This window comes from Cupriavidus sp. 207A1, assembly GCF_057798955.1.
The window spans coordinates 549665-566368 of sequence record NZ_JBYOJO010000002.1; the positions used below are offsets into that span (position 1 = coordinate 549665).

General features: G+C 69.1%; 16 protein-coding genes. 12 read left to right on the top strand and 4 right to left on the bottom strand.

Going from position 1 to position 16704, the window contains the following annotated elements; translation table 11 throughout:
* The first annotated feature begins 6 nt into the window (after nt 1-6).
* The 6 genes from AC3FMM_RS05300 to AC3FMM_RS05325 all read left to right on the top strand — a co-directional run bounded on the left by AC3FMM_RS05300 (nt 7) and on the right by AC3FMM_RS05325 (nt 5353).
* Nucleotides 7-807 (top strand): FAD binding domain-containing protein, encoded by an 801-nt coding sequence (locus tag AC3FMM_RS05300; protein WP_115679349.1) that lies wholly within the window; start codon nt 7-9, stop codon nt 805-807.
* A 197-nt stretch (nt 808-1004) separates the two neighbouring features.
* A complete protein-coding gene (locus AC3FMM_RS05305; protein WP_116312130.1) occupies nt 1005-1901 on the top strand; it encodes an AAA family ATPase in 897 nt (298 codons plus the stop codon).
* Between the two features lie 9 nt (nt 1902-1910).
* Nucleotides 1911-3161, top strand: a complete 1251-nt coding sequence (locus tag AC3FMM_RS05310; RefSeq protein WP_488686220.1) for a vWA domain-containing protein — start codon at nt 1911-1913, stop codon at nt 3159-3161.
* Nucleotides 3152-3718, top strand: coding sequence for an SRPBCC family protein (locus AC3FMM_RS05315; protein ID WP_115708106.1), 567 nt, complete (start codon nt 3152-3154; stop codon nt 3716-3718). Before AC3FMM_RS05310 ends, AC3FMM_RS05315 begins: the two co-directional genes overlap by 10 nt.
* Nucleotides 3691-4728, top strand: coding sequence for an XdhC family protein (locus AC3FMM_RS05320; protein ID WP_115708105.1), 1038 nt, complete (start codon nt 3691-3693; stop codon nt 4726-4728). The genes AC3FMM_RS05315 and AC3FMM_RS05320 overlap by 28 nt, the downstream gene beginning before the upstream one ends.
* Nucleotides 4729-4747: 19 nt before the next feature.
* A complete protein-coding gene (locus AC3FMM_RS05325) occupies nt 4748-5353 on the top strand; it encodes a nucleotidyltransferase family protein (RefSeq protein ID WP_252667171.1) in 606 nt (201 codons plus the stop codon).
* A gap of 17 nt (nt 5354-5370) precedes the next feature.
* Here AC3FMM_RS05325 and AC3FMM_RS05330 read toward each other — a convergent pair whose 3' ends face one another.
* From AC3FMM_RS05330 to otsB, 4 genes are all read right to left on the bottom strand, one after another.
* Nucleotides 5371-5727 (bottom strand): 4a-hydroxytetrahydrobiopterin dehydratase, encoded by a 357-nt coding sequence (locus tag AC3FMM_RS05330; RefSeq protein WP_488686202.1) that lies wholly within the window; start codon nt 5725-5727, stop codon nt 5371-5373.
* 31 nt (nt 5728-5758) lie between these two features.
* The gene (gene otsA, locus AC3FMM_RS05335) at nt 5759-7150 is read right to left on the bottom strand and encodes an alpha,alpha-trehalose-phosphate synthase (UDP-forming) (protein ID WP_018008747.1); all 1392 of its coding nucleotides are present in this window, start codon (nt 7148-7150) and stop codon (nt 5759-5761) included.
* An 83-nt stretch (nt 7151-7233) separates the two neighbouring features.
* Nucleotides 7234-9099 (bottom strand): glycoside hydrolase family 15 protein, encoded by a 1866-nt coding sequence (locus tag AC3FMM_RS05340; protein ID WP_115708103.1) that lies wholly within the window; start codon nt 9097-9099, stop codon nt 7234-7236.
* A gap of 13 nt (nt 9100-9112) precedes the next feature.
* Nucleotides 9113-9919 (bottom strand): trehalose-phosphatase, encoded by an 807-nt coding sequence (otsB, locus tag AC3FMM_RS05345; RefSeq protein ID WP_115708101.1) that lies wholly within the window; start codon nt 9917-9919, stop codon nt 9113-9115.
* 306 nt (nt 9920-10225) lie between these two features.
* Here otsB and ilvA point away from each other — a divergent pair, with 306 nt between their 5' ends.
* The 6 genes from ilvA (at nt 10226) to AC3FMM_RS05375 (ending at nt 16700) form a co-directional block, all read left to right on the top strand.
* Nucleotides 10226-11764, top strand: coding sequence for a threonine ammonia-lyase, biosynthetic (gene ilvA, locus AC3FMM_RS05350; RefSeq protein WP_115706203.1), 1539 nt, complete (start codon nt 10226-10228; stop codon nt 11762-11764).
* Between the two features lie 15 nt (nt 11765-11779).
* The gene (gene queF / locus AC3FMM_RS05355; protein ID WP_473703487.1) at nt 11780-12613 is read left to right on the top strand and encodes an NADPH-dependent 7-cyano-7-deazaguanine reductase QueF; all 834 of its coding nucleotides are present in this window, start codon (nt 11780-11782) and stop codon (nt 12611-12613) included.
* A gap of 256 nt (nt 12614-12869) precedes the next feature.
* On the top strand, nt 12870-13604 hold the full coding sequence (locus AC3FMM_RS05360; protein WP_488686204.1) for a TetR/AcrR family transcriptional regulator: 735 nt from the start codon (nt 12870-12872) through the stop codon (nt 13602-13604).
* Nucleotides 13601-14590 carry an HlyD family secretion protein gene (locus AC3FMM_RS05365; protein WP_115708097.1) on the top strand — a complete coding sequence of 330 codons (990 nt, stop codon included), beginning with the start codon at nt 13601-13603 and terminating at the stop codon, nt 14588-14590. The genes AC3FMM_RS05360 and AC3FMM_RS05365 overlap by 4 nt, the downstream gene beginning before the upstream one ends.
* A complete protein-coding gene (locus tag AC3FMM_RS05370) occupies nt 14587-15546 on the top strand; it encodes an ABC transporter ATP-binding protein (RefSeq protein WP_115708095.1) in 960 nt (319 codons plus the stop codon). Before AC3FMM_RS05365 ends, AC3FMM_RS05370 begins: the two co-directional genes overlap by 4 nt.
* Nucleotides 15543-16700: an ABC transporter permease gene (locus AC3FMM_RS05375; protein ID WP_414249797.1), complete on the top strand. Its 1158-nt coding sequence runs from the start codon at nt 15543-15545 to the stop codon at nt 16698-16700. The genes AC3FMM_RS05370 and AC3FMM_RS05375 overlap by 4 nt, the downstream gene beginning before the upstream one ends.
* Nucleotides 16701-16704 lie beyond the last annotated feature (4 nt).

Below are 16704 nucleotides of genomic sequence, written 5' to 3' on the forward strand. Positions count from 1 at the left end.
ACCGACATGTACGCATTCAACTTTGAACGCGCCGCGGATGCCAAGGCGGCGGTGGAAAAACTCAAGGCCGATCCCGACGCCAAGTTCCTCGGCGGCGGCCAGAGCCTGCTGGCGGCGATGAAGCTGCGGCTGGCATCGCCGTCGACGCTGGTCGACGTCGCGCGCATTCCCGGCATGGCCGAGATCCGCGTCGAAGGCAAGGAGGTCGTCATCGGTGCCGCCGCGCGCCATGCCGACGTGGAAGCCAACGCCGAGGTGCGCCAGCGCATCCCGGCGCTGGCGGCGCTGGCCGGCGGCATCGGCGACCGGCAGGTGCGCGCGATGGGAACCATCGGCGGCGCGCTGGCGAACGATGACCCGGCGGCGTGCTATCCCGCGGCGGTGCTGGGGCTGGGCGCCACCGTGGTCACCGACCGGCGCAGCATCGCGGCGGATGACTTCTTCAAGGGCCTCTACGAAACCGCGCTGGAACCCGACGAGCTGATCACCGCGGTGCGGTTCCCGATCCCGGATCAGGCGGCCTATGTGAAGTTCCGCAATCCGGCATCGCGCTTTGCGCTGGTGGGGGTGATGGTGGCGCGCACCGGCAATACGGTGCGCGTGGCGGTCACCGGGGCGGCCGACAGCGTGTTCCGTTGCCAGCCGCTGGAGCAGGCGTTGTCGGCCGACTTCAGCACGCAGGCGGCGCGTGGGGTGAAGGTCGATGCGGGGAAGCTGAATACTGACCTGCATGCGTCGGCGGAGTACCGGGCGCATCTGATTCCGGTGCTGGCGGCAAGGGCGGTGGAGGCGGCGGTGAAGGGGTAGTGGCGCATCACCTGTCCCATTGTGGTCTCCCCTCTCCCGCAAGGCGGGAGAGGGGCCGGGGGTGAGGGCCGGCGCCTCCACGAAGTGAGCGCCGTCGCTAATTCCAGCCCCCCGCCAAACACCCCCCCCACGCCCCCCCGCGGAAGAGGGGAGCAAACCGCTGGCGTGCGAGGCGCGTCGGCAAAACAGAACGCTTCATGCTCCCCACCTCCATCGACGACACCCTCGCCCAGCTCGAACACCAGCAATACTTCGCCGACCGCGAAACCGCCACGGTGCTCTACCTCGCGCTGCGCATGCAGCGTCCGCTGTTCCTCGAAGGCGAGCCCGGGGTCGGCAAGACTGCACTGGCGCAAGCCATGGCGGGCGTGCTCGGCACGCGCCTGCTGCGGCTGCAATGCTATGAGGGACTCGACGCCGCCAGCGCCCTGTACGAATGGGACTACCCGCGCCAGATCATGGCCCTGCGCCTGGCCGAAGCCCGTGGCGAGCGGCCCGAGGCGCAATCGCTGTACCACGACGACTACCTGCTCAAGCGCCCGCTGCTGGAGTCGCTGCTGCCCGATCCCGCCGCACCGGGCGTGCCGCGCGTGCTGCTGATCGACGAGATCGACCGCGCCGACGAACCGTTCGAGGCCTTCCTGCTCGAGGTGCTGTCCGAATTCCAGGTGTCGATTCCCGAGATCGGCGTGATCCGCGCCGAGCGCCCGCCGCTGATCGTGATCACCTCCAACCGCACGCGCGAGGTCCACGACGCGCTCAAGCGCCGCTGCCTGTACCAGTGGGTTGGCTATCCCGACCGCGACCGTGAATTGCAGATCGTCGCCGCGCGCGCGCCCGAGGCCGCTGCCGCGCTGCAGGCGCAGGCGATTGACTTCGTGCACAGGCTGCGCGGCATCGACCTGTTCAAGGCGCCCGGCATCGCCGAGGCCATCGACTGGTGCCGCGCGCTGGCGGCGCTGGGTGTAACCGAGCTCGACCCGCAATCGGTGCGCGACACGCTGGGCGTGCTGCTCAAATACCAGGACGACCTGGCGCGCGTCGACGGCCCCACCGTGGCGGAACTGCTGGCGGGCGCCGCGCCGGGAGGCTGAGCCGTGCCCATGCTGCACGCCGCGGCGCGCAGCGGCGGTCCGCATGCAGGACTGCCGGTGCTGGCGCGCAACGTCACCCACTTCATGCGGCTGCTGCGCGACGGCGGCTTCGCCTTGTCGCCGGCGCACGCGGTCGATGCACTGGCCGCGCTGCGCCTGGTCGACATCGGCCGGCGCGACGACGTGCGCGCCGCGCTGGCGGCGCTGGTGCTGTCCGGCCCCGACCAGCGGCCGCTGTTCGACGCCGCCTTCGACCTGTTCTGGCGCGATCCCGACTGGGAAGGCAAGCTGCGCGCGCTGCTGCTGCCGCGTGTCGACGCGGGCGCGCCGCCGCCGAAGCGCAGCAACCGGCTGGCCGATGCGCTGGCCGCGCGCCAGCCCGATATGCCCACGCGTCCGGCACAGACCGAAGCCGAGCGCATCCACGTGCCGCTGACCTTCTCCGACCAGGAACGCCTGGCGCAGCGCGATTTCGAAACCCTGACCGCGCAGGAATGGCGCGCCCTGCAGCATCTGGTGCGCACCCGCCGCACCCACCTTGCGCTGCAGCGCACGCGCCGGCTGCGCGCCGCCACCTGCGGCACGCACGCCGACCTGCGCGCCAGCGCGCGCCTGGCGGTGCGCCAGCACGGTGAGTGGCTGCGCTGGAAATTCCGCAGGCACGCCGAGCGCAAGCCGCCGCTGGTGCTGCTGCTCGATATCTCGGGCTCGATGAGCCAGTACTCGCGCGCGGTGCTGTACTTCTGCCATGCGCTGATGCAGTCGCGCGAGCGGTTGTCGGTGTTCCTGTTCGGTACGCGGCTGACCAATATCACCCGCTCGCTGCGCGAGCGCGACCCCGACGAAGCCGTCGCCGTGATTACAAGCCAGGTGCGCGACTGGGCCGGCGGCACCCGCATCGGCGCCGCGCTGGCGAGCTTCAACCGCCACTGGGCGCGCCGCACGCTGTCCGGCCGCGCCACGGTGCTGCTGGTGACCGACGGGCTCGACCACGAACATATCGACCTGCTCGGCGACGAAATGGCTCGCTTGCGCCGCTTTGCCCATCGCATCGTCTGGCTCAACCCGCTGCTGCGCTACCCTGGATTCACGCCGCAGGCGCGCGGCGTGCAGGCGATCCTGCCGCATGTCGATGCGCTGCGCCCCGCGCACAACCTGGATAGCCTGCTGGCGCTCGAATCCCTGCTGTCCGACCAGGGCGGGCTGGCGCGGGCCGGCGCCCCCAACTCGCCAAGAAAGGAAACCCCGCCATGGAAATGAACCAGAGCCAGCGCCTGCCGGTGCCGCAGCAGGTGGCATGGGAAGCGCTCAACGACACCGAGCTGCTCAAGCAATGCATCCCGGGATGTGAGAGTATCGAGCCCGACGGCGACCACGCCTACCTGCTGGCGATGACGGCCGCGGTGGGCCCGGTCAAGGCGCGCTTCAAGGGCCGCATGGCGCTGGAAGACATCCAGGCGCCCGACAGCTACACCATCCGTTTCGACGGCCAGGGTGGCGCGGCGGGCTTCGGCAAGGGCAGCGCCCAAGTCCGGCTGGAACCAGACGGCGATGAAACTGTCCTGACCTATACCGTCAACGCCCAGGTGGGGGGCAAGATCGCCCAGATCGGCTCGCGGCTGGTGGACGCCGCGGCACGCAAGATGGCTGACACCTTCTTTGCGCGCTTCACCGAGGCCGTCACCCCTGACGCCACAGACAGCACGCCAGCGGCCGAGGGCGCCCCCGCCGCAGCCGCCGGCGACAACTCCGATAACGAACCGACAGAACAAGCGAAGCGGAAACGATCATGGACAGCGTGGATCTCGAAGTCCTGAAGAACAGCGTGCAGTGGCAGCAGCAAGGCCACCGCGTGCTGCTGGTGACGGTAGTGCGGACCTGGGGATCGTCGCCCCGGCCCGAGGGTGCGATGCTGGCCGTGCGCGACGACGGCCTGGTGGTCGGTTCGGTCTCGGGCGGCTGCATCGAGGACGACATCATCGACCGCGTGCGCCGCCAAGGCATCACCTCTGACCGGCCTGAAGCGATCAAGTACGGCATCAGCGCCGAGGAAGCGCACCGCTTTGGCCTGCCGTGCGGCGGCACCATCGAGCTGGTCGCCGAGCCGCTGGGTCCGGCCAGCGGCATCGCCGAACTGCTCGACGCCGTGGAGAACGGCCGGCTGGTCGCGCGCACGCTCGACATGACCACGGGCGCGGCCACGCTGGGCCCGGCCAATGCCACCGACGGGCTGGCGTTCGACGGCAAGACCCTGCTCACCATCCACGGCCCGCGCTACCGCATGCTGGTGATCGGCGCCGGGCAGCTGTCCAAGTACCTGTGCCAGATCGCGGTCGGCCTGGGCTTCCAGGTCACCGTGTGCGACCCGCGCGAGGAATACACCGAGACCTGGGACATCCCCGGCGTCACCATGGTACGCACCATGCCGGACGACACCGTCACCGACATGAAGCTGGACGAACGCTGCGCGGTGATCGCGCTGACGCACGACCCCAAGCTGGACGACCTGGCGCTGATGGAAGCGCTGCGCACCCGCGCCTTCTATGTGGGCGCGCTGGGGTCGCGCCGCAACAACCAGGCGCGCCGCGAACGGCTCAAGGAGTTCGACCTGACCGAGCTGCAGCTGGCACGGCTGCACGGCCCGGTGGGCATCTATATCGGCAGCCGCACGCCGCCGGAGATCGCGATCTCGATCCTGGCCGAGGTGATCGCGGCCAAGAACCACGTCTCGCTGCCCGACATCCTGCAGGTGGAAGGCGCCAAGGCCGCGCGCGAAATGGCTGCCAGCACCGGCAGCAGCTGCGACGTGGCGCCCGATCCTGCCTGACGACCCCGCGAGTGCCGCCATGACCGCCGCCCCCAACGCTCCCCTGCTCCGCACCGACCTGCCCACCGGCATCCTGCTGGCAGCGGGCTTCGGCCGCCGCTTCGATGCCGCCGGCCAGCGCAACAAGCTGCTGGAGCTGCTGCCCGGCGGACGCTCCGTCGCCTGGCGCAGCGCCCGCACGCTGGCCGCGGCGCTGCCCGAATCGATTGCCGTGATCCGCCCCGGCAACCCGGCGCTGGCGGAAGAACTGCGCCGCGGCGGCTGCCGCGTGCTGGAAGCGCCCGAGGCCGAAGCCGGCATGGGCGCGGCGCTGCGTGCCGCCGTGGCGGCAACGCCCGAAGCGCGCGGCTGGGTCGTGGCGCTGGCCGACATGCCTTGGCTGCCGATGGAACTGATCCGCGCGGTGGCGCTGACCATCACCACGCCCGACACCATCGCCGCGCCGTGGCGCAACGGCCAACGGGGCCATCCAGTGGGCTTTGGCGCGGCCTGGCGCGACGCCCTGCTGGCACTGGACGGCGACGAAGGCGCGCGCGCGCTGCTGAAGGACAAGCCGGTGACGCGGATCCTGACCGAGGACGAGGGCGCGTTCCGGGATATCGATACGCCGGCGGATCTGCGCTGAGACAGAAGCAAGCCGGCTCAGCCGCCGCCCTGCTGCGCTTCGGCCAGTTCGGTGGTCTTCACCGCCATGATGAAATCATTGCGGTGCAGGCCCTTGATCTTCTTGGTGCGCCACGACACCGTCGCATGTCCCCAGCCGAAGCTGATCTCGGGATGATGCCCCTGCGCCTCGGCCAGCTGGCCGACGCCGGTCACGAAGGCCAGCGCCTGCGCGAAATTGCCGAAGCTGAAACGCCGCTCGAGCCGCGTCGCGCCATCGGCCAGTTCCCAGCCTGGCGCCTGCTGCAGCAGGGTCTCGGCCTCGTCGGGCGTCAGCGGCGGCACGCCGCCGCGGCAAGGCGTGCACGATTGCGCTGCCAGGTTTTCTTCGCTCATGGTCTTGCTCCCCGACCGGAACGCGCCGTCGCTATGCGCCTTCGGTCTCGGTCAATGCGCGCAGGTATTCACGGCTCCACCAGTGCACATCCTGCGCGCGGATGCGCTCCAGCAGTTTCTGGTGGCGCTGCTGGCGCTCGGCCAGCGGCATGTGCAGCGCCTGCTGGATCGCCTGCGCGGTGGCGCGCGTGTCATAGGGATTGACCAGCAGCGCCTCGCGCAGCTGCTCGGCCGCGCCGGCAAAGCGCGACAGCACCAGCACGCCCGGATCCTCCGGATCCTGTGCCGCGATGAATTCCTTGGCCACCAGGTTCATGCCGTCGCGCAGCGGCGTCACCAGCGCCACGCGGCTGGCGCGGCACAAGCCGGGCAGCCGCTTGCGCGCGGTGGTGCGGTGGATATAGCGCACCGGCATCCAGTCCAGCTCGCCGAATTCGCCGTTGATCGAGCCGCTCAGCTGCTCCATCTCGCGGCGCAGGTCGACATAGGCGTCGACCGATTCGCGCGAAGGCGCGGCAATCTGCACCAGCGTCGCGCTCGAGCGGTTCTCGGGATACTCGGCCAGCAGCCGGTAGAACGCCTTGAGCCGCTGCGGCAGGCCCTTGGAATAGTCGAGCCGGTCGATGCCCAGCAGCAGCCGCCGGCGCGCATATTGCGCGCACATCATCTCGTAGGTTTCCTGCGCTTCCTCGCCGCGGCCCAGTTCCATGAACTCGTCGACGTCGATGCCGATCGGAAACGCCTGCGCCCGCACCGTGCGGTGGAAGGCGCGGTAGCGATGCTCGCCCATCGGCTCGGCCTGCGCTTCGGCCTGCACGTAGCGCGAGAAATGCTCGACGTCGGCATGGCTCTGGAAGCCGAGCAGGTCGTAGGCAAACAGCGCGCGCATCAGCCACTCGTGCTGCGGGATCGCGGCCAGGATCAGCGGCGGCGGCAGCGGCACGTGAAGGAAGAAGCCGATCTTCTGCCCGCAGCCGATCGCGCGCAGCTCGGACGCCAGCGGGATCAGGTGGTAGTCGTGGATCCAGATGATGTCGTCGGGCTGCAGCAGCGGCGCCAGCTTGCGCGCGAACAGCTGGTTCACGCGCCGGTAGCCGTTGAGGAAGTTGGAATCGAAATCCGCCAGGTCGAGCCGGTAGTGGAACACCGGCCACAGCACGCCGTTGCTGTAGCCCAGGTAGTAGGCGTCATGGTCCTCGCGGCTCAGGTCGACGGTGGCCAGCGTGACGTTGCCGGCCTGCTGCAGGTGCAGGTCGCCTTCGCCGGGCGTGCCACCCTGGGCGGTTTCCAGCGCCTTGCCGCTCCAGCCGAACCACAGGCCGCCGGTCTGCCGCAGGGCCTCGGACAGCGCGACGGCCAGGCCGCCCGCGGCGACGTTGCGTGGATCTGCGACCCGGTTGGATACCGCTACAAGTCTTGGCATAGATGTTTTTCTTCAGTTCCTTGTTCTTGGTGCCGGCACTGCGTGCCGTGCGCGGATGCCGCCCCCCACTCGTTCATCGCCGCTCAGATCACCGTATCCCACGGCGCCGACAGCCGCATGGCGCCATTGATCAGCCCGACCATCGAATAGGTCTGCGGGAAATTGCCCCACATCTCGCCGGTCACCGGATGGGTATCCTCGGACAGCAGTCCGAGCGGGTTGCGCGCGGCCAGCATGGCCTCGAAGATTTCGCGCGCCTGGTCGCGGCGGCCGATGCGAGCCAACGCGTCGATGCGCCAGAAGGTGCAGATATTGAAGGCGGTCTCGGGCTTGCCGAAATCGTCCGGGGCCTCGTAGCGGCGCATGTAGGGGCCATCGCACAGCGAGGTCTCAAGCGCCTTGACGGTGGCGATGAAGCGCGGGTCGCGCGGGTCGATGAAGTTGACCTCGGCCATCAGCAGCACGCTGGCGTCAAGCTCGCGCCCGCCGAAGCTTTCGGCGAAGGCCTGGCGCGATTCGCTCCACGACTCGGCCAGGATGCGTTCCTTCATGCGATCGGCGTGGCCGTGCCAGTAGGCGGCGCGCTCGGGCAGCACCAGTTTTTCGGCCACCTTGGCGAGCCGGTCGCAGGCGGCCCAGCTCATCAGCGCCGACGAGGTATGCACGCGCGCCCGCGTGCGCAGTTCCCACATGCCGGCGTCGGGCGTGCCGAATACCCGCACCGCCTGCTCGCCCACCGCTTCGAGGCGGCCGAACTCGGCCGCGCCGCCGCGATGCAGCAGCCGGTGGTCATGGAAGGCCTGCGCCGCGCCCAGCACCACATTGCCATAGACGTCGTGCTGGAAGTGCTCCTGCGCCTGGTTGCCGACCCGCACCGGCCCCATGCCGCGGTAGCCGGGCAGGTGGTCGAGCATGCTCTCGGGCAGTTCGCGCTCCAGGCCGATGCCGTACAGCGGCTGGATATGGCCGTCCTGCGACTGCATCACCACGTTGGAGAGCCAGCGCAGGTAGTCCTCCATGGTGCCGACCTCCGACAGGCTGTTGAGCGCGCGCACCACGAAGAAGGCATCGCGCAGCCAGCAGAAGCGGTAGTCCCAGTTGCGGCCGCTGCCCGGCGCTTCCGGAATGCTGGTGGTCATGGCCGCGACGATGGCGCCGGTCTCTTCGTACAGCGACATCTTCAGCGTGATGGCGGCGCGGATCACCGCGTCCTGCCATTCGCGCGGCACCGCCAGGCGTCGGCTCCACAGCCGCCAGTAGGCGGTGGTTTCCTGCTCGAAATCGCGCGCCGTCTCTTCCACGCCGTGCGCCAGGGTCTCGTCCGGGCCCAGGATGAAGTTATGCCCGCGCGTGACCAGGAACGGCGTATGCGACAGCACGTAGGCAAGCGGCGCGTCGGTGGTCATGCGCAGGGTCATGTCGTCGCCGATGTAGCGCACGTGGCTGCTGCCGCGCGTCACCTGCGGCGCCTTGCGACCCCACTCGAAGCGCGGCGCCACCACCACGCGCACGCGCGGCGCGCCGCGCACCGGGCGGATGCGGCGAATCAGCGTGGTCGGCCGGAAATAGCGCCCCAGCCGGAAAAAGCGCGGGGCGAAGTCGGTGATCTCCAGGCAGTTGCCGTGGATGTCCGTCAGCCGCGTGCGCAGCACCGCGGTATTGGGCTCATACCACTGCCGCGACGAATGGAAGTCCTCGATCTCGATCGAGAAATGGCCGGCGTTCTCGCTCGGGTCCAGCAGGGCATTGAACACCGGGTCGCCGTCGAAGCGCGGCAGACAGGACCAGACGATGCGTCCGCGGCAATCGACCAGCGCCGAGATGGCGCAGTTGCCGATCATGCCAAGCGACAGCGACGGATTGGCGAAGCGGGTGCCGCCGTCCACGGTGCGGTTAACGCCTTCGGTCGGCGGCTTGCCCAGCTCCGCCGGGCTGCTCGGATTGGTCACGGCAGGTTCTCCCTTACGATGTCGTTGAGCCCCGGCCCGGGCCCGGCCCGGCCTCGTGGGGCACGGCGCGCGGTGCGCCGGCACTGGCCGATGACGCCAGCGCATGCGCCGAGCGGTGCAGCCAGCTGCGCAGCGCTGCCGGCCCGGGCACGCTCACCGCGGCGACGGTCTCGCGCTGGCCCACCAGCACGCCCAGGCCGCCCAGCTTGCGCACCGCGGCGAAGCCGGGTTCGTCGGTCATGTCGTCGCCGGCAAACAGCGGCACGCGCTGGGCAAAGGGCGCGGCCTTCATGAAGGCCGCGATGGCATCGCCCTTGTCGACGCCGGCCGGCTTGATCTCGACCACCATCTTGCCCGGCAGCGCTTCCAGGCCGACGGCATGGCGCAATACGTCAGTGACCGCGGCATCGACGATGCCGGCCAGCTCGGGCGCCTGCCGGTAATGGATCGCGACCGCGACCGACTTGCGCTCCAGCCGCAGCGCCGGGTAGGCGCGCACCAGCGCTTCAAGGTGGGGGATCAGCGGTTCGAGCCCGGGGGCGTCGGTCTTCGACACCATGCCGCCGTCGGTGCGGAATTCGGCGCCGTGGATGCCGGCCGCGGGCAATTGCAGAGGCTGCAGGAAGTGGTCGAGTTCGATGATTGGCCGCCCCGAGATGACGGCCAGCGCGCCGTCCAGCCGCTGGTACAGCGTGCGCAGCGTGCCGACCAGTTCTGGTTCGACCTGCACCAGTTCGGGCCGCGGGGCCAGGTCGGCCAGCGTGCCGTCGAAGTCGAGAAACAGGGCGGTATTGGGTTCGATTAGCGGTAGCTGTGGCATCGCGTGAAACCGTAACACGTCGTTTTGACCGGCGTCCACCGGACGCCGTCCTACATGGCGCAAGCGCAACCCCGGGCCGATGCAAGTCCGGCGCCAGCCTGCCCGCCCACATTCCCGCCTCGCCGCAAGTGAATGCCGAACCACTCTGTCCGGCGTGACCGTGGTGTAGCGGGCACTGTCGCCAGGGGGCTGCCGGGTCTCACGGCCCGGGTGCGCGAGGCCGGCATCCTTTATCATTGACGGTTTCCGCCAGAATTTCCCGGCTTTTTTGCGCGCCAATGGCGCGCGCCGGCCAGCCCCGAGACCATGACCCGCCAGTCCGCCGCCCGACCCGATTACCTGAAGAAGATCCTGACCGCCAAGGTCTATGACGTGGCGCAGGAGACCGAACTGACCTATGCGCACCAGTTGTCGGCCCGCACCGGCAACTCGGTCTGGTTCAAGCGCGAGGACACCCAGCCAGTCTTCTCCTTCAAGCTGCGCGGCGCGTACAACAAGATGGCGTCGCTGTCGCCGGAAGAGCTCAAGCGCGGCGTGATCGCCGCATCGGCCGGCAACCACGCGCAGGGCGTGGCGCTGGCCGCGGCCCGGCTGCAATGCAAGGCCATCATCGCCATGCCGGTGACCACGCCGCAGGTGAAGATCGACGCCGTGCGCGAGCGCGGCGGCCAGTGGGTCGAGATCATGCTGCACGGCGAGTCCTACAGCGACGCCTACAACCACGCCGCGGTGCTGGAGAAGAAGCACAAGCTCACCTTCATCCACCCGTTCGACGATCCCGAGGTGATCGCCGGCCAGGGCACCATCGCCATGGAAATCCTGCGCCAGCACCCGGGCCCGATCCATGCCGTGTTCGTCGCCATCGGCGGCGGCGGGCTGATCTCCGGCGTCGCCGCGTACATCAAGGCGGTGCGCCCCGAGATCAAGGTCATCGGCGTGCAGACGGTCGATTCGGACGCGATGAAGCGCTCGGTCGATGCCGGCAAGCGCATCGAACTGAAGGAAGTGGGCCTGTTCTCCGACGGCACCGCGGTGAAGCTGGTCGGCAAGGAGACCTTCCGCGTCACGCGCGAACTGGTCGACGACATCATCCTGTGCGATACCGACGCGATCTGCGCGGGCGTGAAGGACGTGTTCCAGGACACCCGCAGCATCCTCGAGCCGGCCGGCGCGCTGGCGGTGGCGGGCCTGAAGGCGTACGCCGAGCGCGAGAAGCTCAAGGGCCAGCACCTGGTGGCGATCGCCTGCGGCGCCAACATGAACTTCGACCGCCTGCGCTTCGTCGCCGAGCGCGCCGAGGTGGGCGAGGCCCGCGAAGGCGTGTTCGCCGTGACCATCCCGGAAGAGCGCGGCAGCTTCAAGCGCTTCTGCGAGCTGGTGGGCACGCGCAACGTGACCGAGTTCAACTACCGCATCGCCGACACCAGCATGGCGCATATCTTCGTTGGCGTGCAGATCGCCAGCCGCGCCGAGAACGACAAGATCGCCGCCAGCTTCCGCAAGCATGGCTTCGACACGCTCGACCTGTCCAATGACGAGCTCGCCAAGCAGCATATCCGCTACATGGTGGGCGGGCGCTCGGCGCTGGCGCATGACGAACTGCTGTATCGCTTCGAGTTCCCGGAGCGCCCGGGCGCGCTGATGAAGTTCCTGTCGAGCATGAGCCCGAACTGGAACATCAGCCTGTTCCACTACCGCAACCAGGGCGCCGACACCTCCAACATCCTGGTCGGCATCCAGGTGCCGAAGAACGAGAAGCGCGCCTTCCGCGCCTTCCTTTCGACGCTGGGTTACGTACACTGGGACGAGACCGACAACCCGGTGTACAAGCTGTTCCTGTCCTGATCCCGCCGAGCGCCCATGAGCCTTCCCGAACACTCGCCGCTGGGCAAGCCCTCGGCCTACAAGACCGAGTACGACGCCACCCTGCTGTTCCCGATCCCGCGCCAGCCCAAGCGCACCGAGATCGGCCTGCCCGAGGGCAAGCCGGTGCCGTTCTTCGGCGTCGACATCTGGAACGCGTACGAGCTGTCGTGGCTGAACCTGAAGGGCAAGCCGCAGGTGGCGCTGGCCACCTTCATCATCCCGTCGGACACGCCCAACATCATCGAGTCCAAGTCGTTCAAGCTTTACCTGAACTCGTTCAACCAGACCCGGATTGCCTCGCCCGAAGCGCTGCAGCAGCTGCTGCACCACGACCTGTCCGAAGCCACCGGCGGCACCGTGCAGGTGCGGCTGGTGACCGAAGCCGACCTCGGCACGCAGAAGATGGGCGAACTCGACGGCCTGCTGCTCGACCGCCTCGACATCGAGGTGGACCGCTACGAGCCCGCGCCGGAGCTGCTCAGCGCCGACCAGGAAGAAACGCCGGTGGAAGAAACGCTGGTGTCGCACCTGCTCAAGTCCAACTGCCTGGTGACCGGCCAGCCGGACTGGGGCAGCGTGCAGATCCGCTACGTGGGCGCGCCGATCAACCAGGAAGGCCTGCTCAAGTACCTGATCTCGTTCCGCAACCACAACGAGTTCCACGAGCAATGCGTCGAGCGCATCTTCATGGACGTGATGCGCCAGTGCAAACCGGTCAAGCTGGCGGTGTATGCGCGCTATACGCGGCGCGGGGGCCTGGACATCAATCCGTTCCGCACCAACTTCAATACGGCGTGGCCGGATAACAAGAGGAATGCGCGGCAGTAGGCCGGCGTTGCCTCTTCGGTAATTCGCGACGGCAGGTTCTCTACCGCGCCGGCTTTCTCCCCTCTCCCGCGCGCGCAAGACGGTATCGTCTTGCGCCATGTGCGGCGGCAACGTTGCTTGCCGCCCCCCCAAATCCCCCAAAAAGCACATTTCCACTGCGGACGGCCTGGCGCGCGCCCAAGTTGTAACCGTCCTTGAATTAATTAACTCAAAAATTAATATTAGCTGAACACCCCCTTCCGCCGAGCCAGCCGCCATGCCCCGCAAACCCGCTTCTCCCAAGCCCCCCAGGCGCAGCCCGGGCCGCCCGGCGGGCCAGCCCGGCCAGCGCGAGCGCATCCTCGATGCCGCAACCCAACTCTTCTCGCGGCAGGGCGTGCCCGGCACGCCGGTCAAGGCCATCGCGGCGCTGGCCGGCGTTACCCCGGCACTGGTGCACTACTACTTCGGCGACCGCGACCTGCTGCTCGACGCCGTGATCGACGAGAAAGTGGAGCCGCTGGTGGCCCGCTTTTTTGCCGGCGGCCAGCCCGACGACGAACCGCTGGCGATGCTGGTCGGCATCGCTACCCGGCTGATCCGCGCGGTCACGGAGGCGCCGTGGTTCCCGGGCCTGTGGATCCGCGAAGTGGCCAGCGACGACGGCGCGCTGCGCGAGCGCGTGCTCAAGCGCTTTGCGCTCGAACGTGCCGGCGCGCTGATGGCGCCGCTGGCGGCAGCCATCGGGCGCGGGCAGCTCAACCCCGGCCTGGAACCGGCGCTGGTGGTGCCGTCGCTGGTCGGGCTGACGCTGCTGCCGCTCGCCACCACGCATATCTGGCGCCGGCTGCCCGGCGCGGAAGCGGTCGATACCGACGCACTGGTGCGCCATGTCACGGCGCTGCTGACGCATGGGCTGTCCGCGGCGCCGGCAACGGCGCAGCCGAAGACGCTCGCAGACGCCGCCAAACGGAAGGGCCGCACGGCCCGGCATTCTCCGGAGTCCGCATGAACCACGCTGCTTCCATCCATCGTCCGCGCCTGCGCACAGCGCTGCGCGCCACTGCCCTGCTCGGCGCCGCGCTGCTTGCCGCCGCTTGCGGCAACGCGCGCACCGATAGCTGGCAGGGCTACGTCGAAGGCGAATTCGTCAGCGTGGCCTCGCCCTTCGCCGGGCGCCTCGACACGCTCTCGGTGCAGCGCGGCCAGCAGGTCGCGCAGGGCGCGGCGCTGTTCGCGCTCGAAGCCGACGACGAGCGCGCCGCGCGCCAGCAGGCCGAAGACCAGCTGCGCGCGGCCGAAGCCACGCTGCAGGACCTGAAGACCGGCAAGCGCCCGCTCGAAGTCGAGGTCAACCGGGCCCAGCTGGCCCAGGCGCAGGCCCAGGCCCAGCGCAGCGCCGCGGCCTTGCGGCGCGACCAGCGCCAGTACGAGATCGGCGGCATCGCCCAGGCGCAGCTCGACGAAGCGCGCGCGCAGGCCGGCAGCGACGCCGCGCGCGTGCGCGAGCTGCAGCGCGATATCGACGTGGCGCGCCTGCCGGGACGCGAGGCGCAGCAGGCGGCGCAGGCCGCGCAGGTGGCGGCCGCGCGCGCCGCGCTGGCGCAGGCGCAGTGGAAGCTGTCGCGCAAGACCGTGGCCGCCACCCAAGCCGGGCTGGTCTACGACGTGCCCTACCGACTGGGCGAATGGGTGCCGGCGGGCAGCCCGGTGGTGCGCATGCTGCCGCCGGGCAACGTCAAGGTGCGCTTCTACGTGCCGGAAACGGTGGTCGGCGCGCTGCGCAACGGACAGGCGCTGCAGGTGCGCTGCGACGGCTGCGCCGCGCCGGTGGCCGCCACCATCAGCTATGTCGCCAACGAGGCCGAGTACACGCCGCCAGTGATCTACAGCAACGAGACCCGGCGCAAGCTGGTGTTCCTGGTCGAGGCGCGCCCCTCGGCCGCCGATGCCCCCAAGCTGCGGCCGGGCCAGCCTGTCGAAGTGGTGCGGCAATGAACACCAGCGCGAACGGCAACGGCCTCGCCATCGACGTGCGCGGGCTGAACAAGCACTTCGGCGACAAGCATGTCGTCAACGACCTCAGCATGCAGGTTGCGCGCGGCGAGATCTTCGGCTTCCTCGGCCCCAACGGCAGCGGCAAGACCACCTCGATCCGCATGATGTGCGGACTGCTGACGCCGGACTCCGGCGCGGGCACCTGCCTGGGCTACGACATCCTGACCGAGTCCGACGAGATCAAGCGCCGCGTCGGCTACATGACGCAGAAGTTCTCCTACTGGGACGACCTGTCGATCCGCGAGAACCTGGACTTCGTCGCGCGCGTGTACGGCATGCCCAACCGGCGCGAGGCCGTGGAGCGCGCGCTCGAGGACCTGGGCCTGGCCACGCGCTCGGCGCAGCTGGCCGGCGCGCTGTCGGGCGGCTGGAAGCAGCGCCTGGCGCTGGCGGCCTGCCTGCTGCACGAGCCCGAGCTGCTGCTGCTCGACGAACCCACCGCCGGCGTCGATCCCAAGGCGCGGCGCGACTTCTGGGAGCAGTTGCACCGGCTGGCCGCGCGCGGCATCTCGGTGCTGGTCAGCACGCACTACATGGACGAGGCCGAGCGCTGCCACAAGCTGGCCTATATCGCCTACGGCAGGCTGCTGGCGCACGGCACCGCCGATGAAGTGGTGGCAAGCCAGCGGCTGTCGACCTGGAGCGTGGAAGGCGACGATCTCGCGGCGCTGTCGGCGCAGCTGCAGGGCGCGCCGGGCGTGGAGCAGACCGTGGCGTTCGGCACCGCGCTGCACGTGACCGGGCGCGATGCGCAGGCGCTGGCCGACACCCTCGCGCGACTGGCCGGCCCGGGCCGGCGCGTCGAGCAGGCCCAGACCAGCCTGGAAGACGTGTTCATCCACATGATGAGCGGCGCCGAGGACAACATGGCGCGCAAGAAAAAGGAGGCGTCATGACGCCGGCCACTTCTTCAACGCCGGCACGCTTCTCGCTGCAGCGCTGGTGGAGCATCGTGCTGAAGGAATTCCTGCAGCTGCGGCGCGACCGCGTCACCTTCGGCATGATCGTCGGCCTGCCGATCATGCAGCTGCTGCTGTTCGGCTTTGCCATCAACACCGATCCGCGCCAGCTGCCGACCGCGGTGATCGCCGCCGACCAGAGCGAGTTCACGCGCTCGTTCATCGCCAGCATGGAACAGTCGACCTACTTCAAGCTGGTCGGCACGCTGCCCGACGAGCGCGCCGGGCGCGAAGCGCTGATGAAAGGCGAGGTGCAGTTCGTGCTGACCATCCCGCCCGACTTCACGCGCCGGCTGCTGCGCGGCGAACGGCCCGCGCTGCTGGTCGAGGCCGACGCCACCGATCCTTCCGCCACTGGCCAGGCCATCGCCGCGCTGCCGCAGCTGCCCTACAGCGTGGCCACGCATGACCTGAAGGGCTCGCTGGCGCCGCTGGCTGGCGGCAGGCCGCCTTTCGAGGTGCAGGTGCAGCGGCTCTACAACCCGGAAGGCATCACCCAGTACAACATTGTCCCTGGTCTGATGGGCGTGATCCTGACGATGACGATGGTGATGATGACCGGCCTGGCAATGACGCGCGAACGCGAGCGCGGCACCATGGAGAACCTGCTGGCCACGCCGGTGCGGCCGCTCGAGGTGATGACCGGCAAGATCGTGCCGTACATCTTCATCGGGCTGATCCAGTCCACCATCGTGCTGCTGGCCGCGCGCTGGATCTTCAGCGTGCCCTTTGTCGGCTCGGTGCTGGCGGTGTACCTGGCGGCGCTGCTGTTCATCGCGGCCAACCTGACCGTCGGCATCACGCTGTCGTCGCTGGCGCAGAACCAGCTGCAGGCGATGCAGCTGACCTTCTTCTACTTCCTGCCCAACATCCTGCTGTCCGGCTTCATGTTCCCGTTTGCCGGCATGCCGGGCTGGGCGCAGGCGATCGGCAACATCCTGCCGATGACCTATTTCCACCGCATGGTGCGCGGCATCCTGCTCAAGGGCAACGGCTGGTTCGAGCTGTGGCCCAATCTGTGGCCGATGGCGCTGTTTATCGTGGTGGTGATGGCGATCGCGGTGCGCTTCTACCGGCGCACGCTCGATTGAAGGA

Excerpts from the sequence above, each read along its gene's own strand:
- AC3FMM_RS05315 (WP_115708106.1), top strand. The coding sequence starts at position 3,152 with ATGGAAATGAACCAGAGCCAGCGCCTGCCGGTGCCGCAGCAGGTGGCA.
- otsA (WP_018008747.1), bottom strand. The coding sequence starts at position 7,150 with ATGCCAAGACTTGTAGCGGTATCCAACCGGGTCGCAGATCCACGCAAC.
- AC3FMM_RS05300 (WP_115679349.1), top strand. The coding sequence starts at position 7 with ATGTACGCATTCAACTTTGAACGCGCCGCGGATGCCAAGGCGGCGGTG.
- AC3FMM_RS05375 (WP_414249797.1), top strand. The coding sequence starts at position 15,543 with ATGACGCCGGCCACTTCTTCAACGCCGGCACGCTTCTCGCTGCAGCGC.
- AC3FMM_RS05325 (WP_252667171.1), top strand. The coding sequence starts at position 4,748 with ATGACCGCCGCCCCCAACGCTCCCCTGCTCCGCACCGACCTGCCCACC.
- AC3FMM_RS05360 (WP_488686204.1), top strand. The coding sequence starts at position 12,870 with ATGCCCCGCAAACCCGCTTCTCCCAAGCCCCCCAGGCGCAGCCCGGGC.
- AC3FMM_RS05320 (WP_115708105.1), top strand. The coding sequence starts at position 3,691 with ATGGACAGCGTGGATCTCGAAGTCCTGAAGAACAGCGTGCAGTGGCAG.
- AC3FMM_RS05305 (WP_116312130.1), top strand. The coding sequence starts at position 1,005 with ATGCTCCCCACCTCCATCGACGACACCCTCGCCCAGCTCGAACACCAG.
- AC3FMM_RS05330 (WP_488686202.1), bottom strand. The coding sequence starts at position 5,727 with ATGAGCGAAGAAAACCTGGCAGCGCAATCGTGCACGCCTTGCCGCGGC.
- AC3FMM_RS05365 (WP_115708097.1), top strand. The coding sequence starts at position 13,601 with ATGAACCACGCTGCTTCCATCCATCGTCCGCGCCTGCGCACAGCGCTG.
- ilvA (WP_115706203.1), top strand. The coding sequence starts at position 10,226 with ATGACCCGCCAGTCCGCCGCCCGACCCGATTACCTGAAGAAGATCCTG.
- AC3FMM_RS05310 (WP_488686220.1), top strand. The coding sequence starts at position 1,911 with ATGCTGCACGCCGCGGCGCGCAGCGGCGGTCCGCATGCAGGACTGCCG.
- otsB (WP_115708101.1), bottom strand. The coding sequence starts at position 9,919 with ATGCCACAGCTACCGCTAATCGAACCCAATACCGCCCTGTTTCTCGAC.
- queF (WP_473703487.1), top strand. The coding sequence starts at position 11,780 with ATGAGCCTTCCCGAACACTCGCCGCTGGGCAAGCCCTCGGCCTACAAG.
- AC3FMM_RS05370 (WP_115708095.1), top strand. The coding sequence starts at position 14,587 with ATGAACACCAGCGCGAACGGCAACGGCCTCGCCATCGACGTGCGCGGG.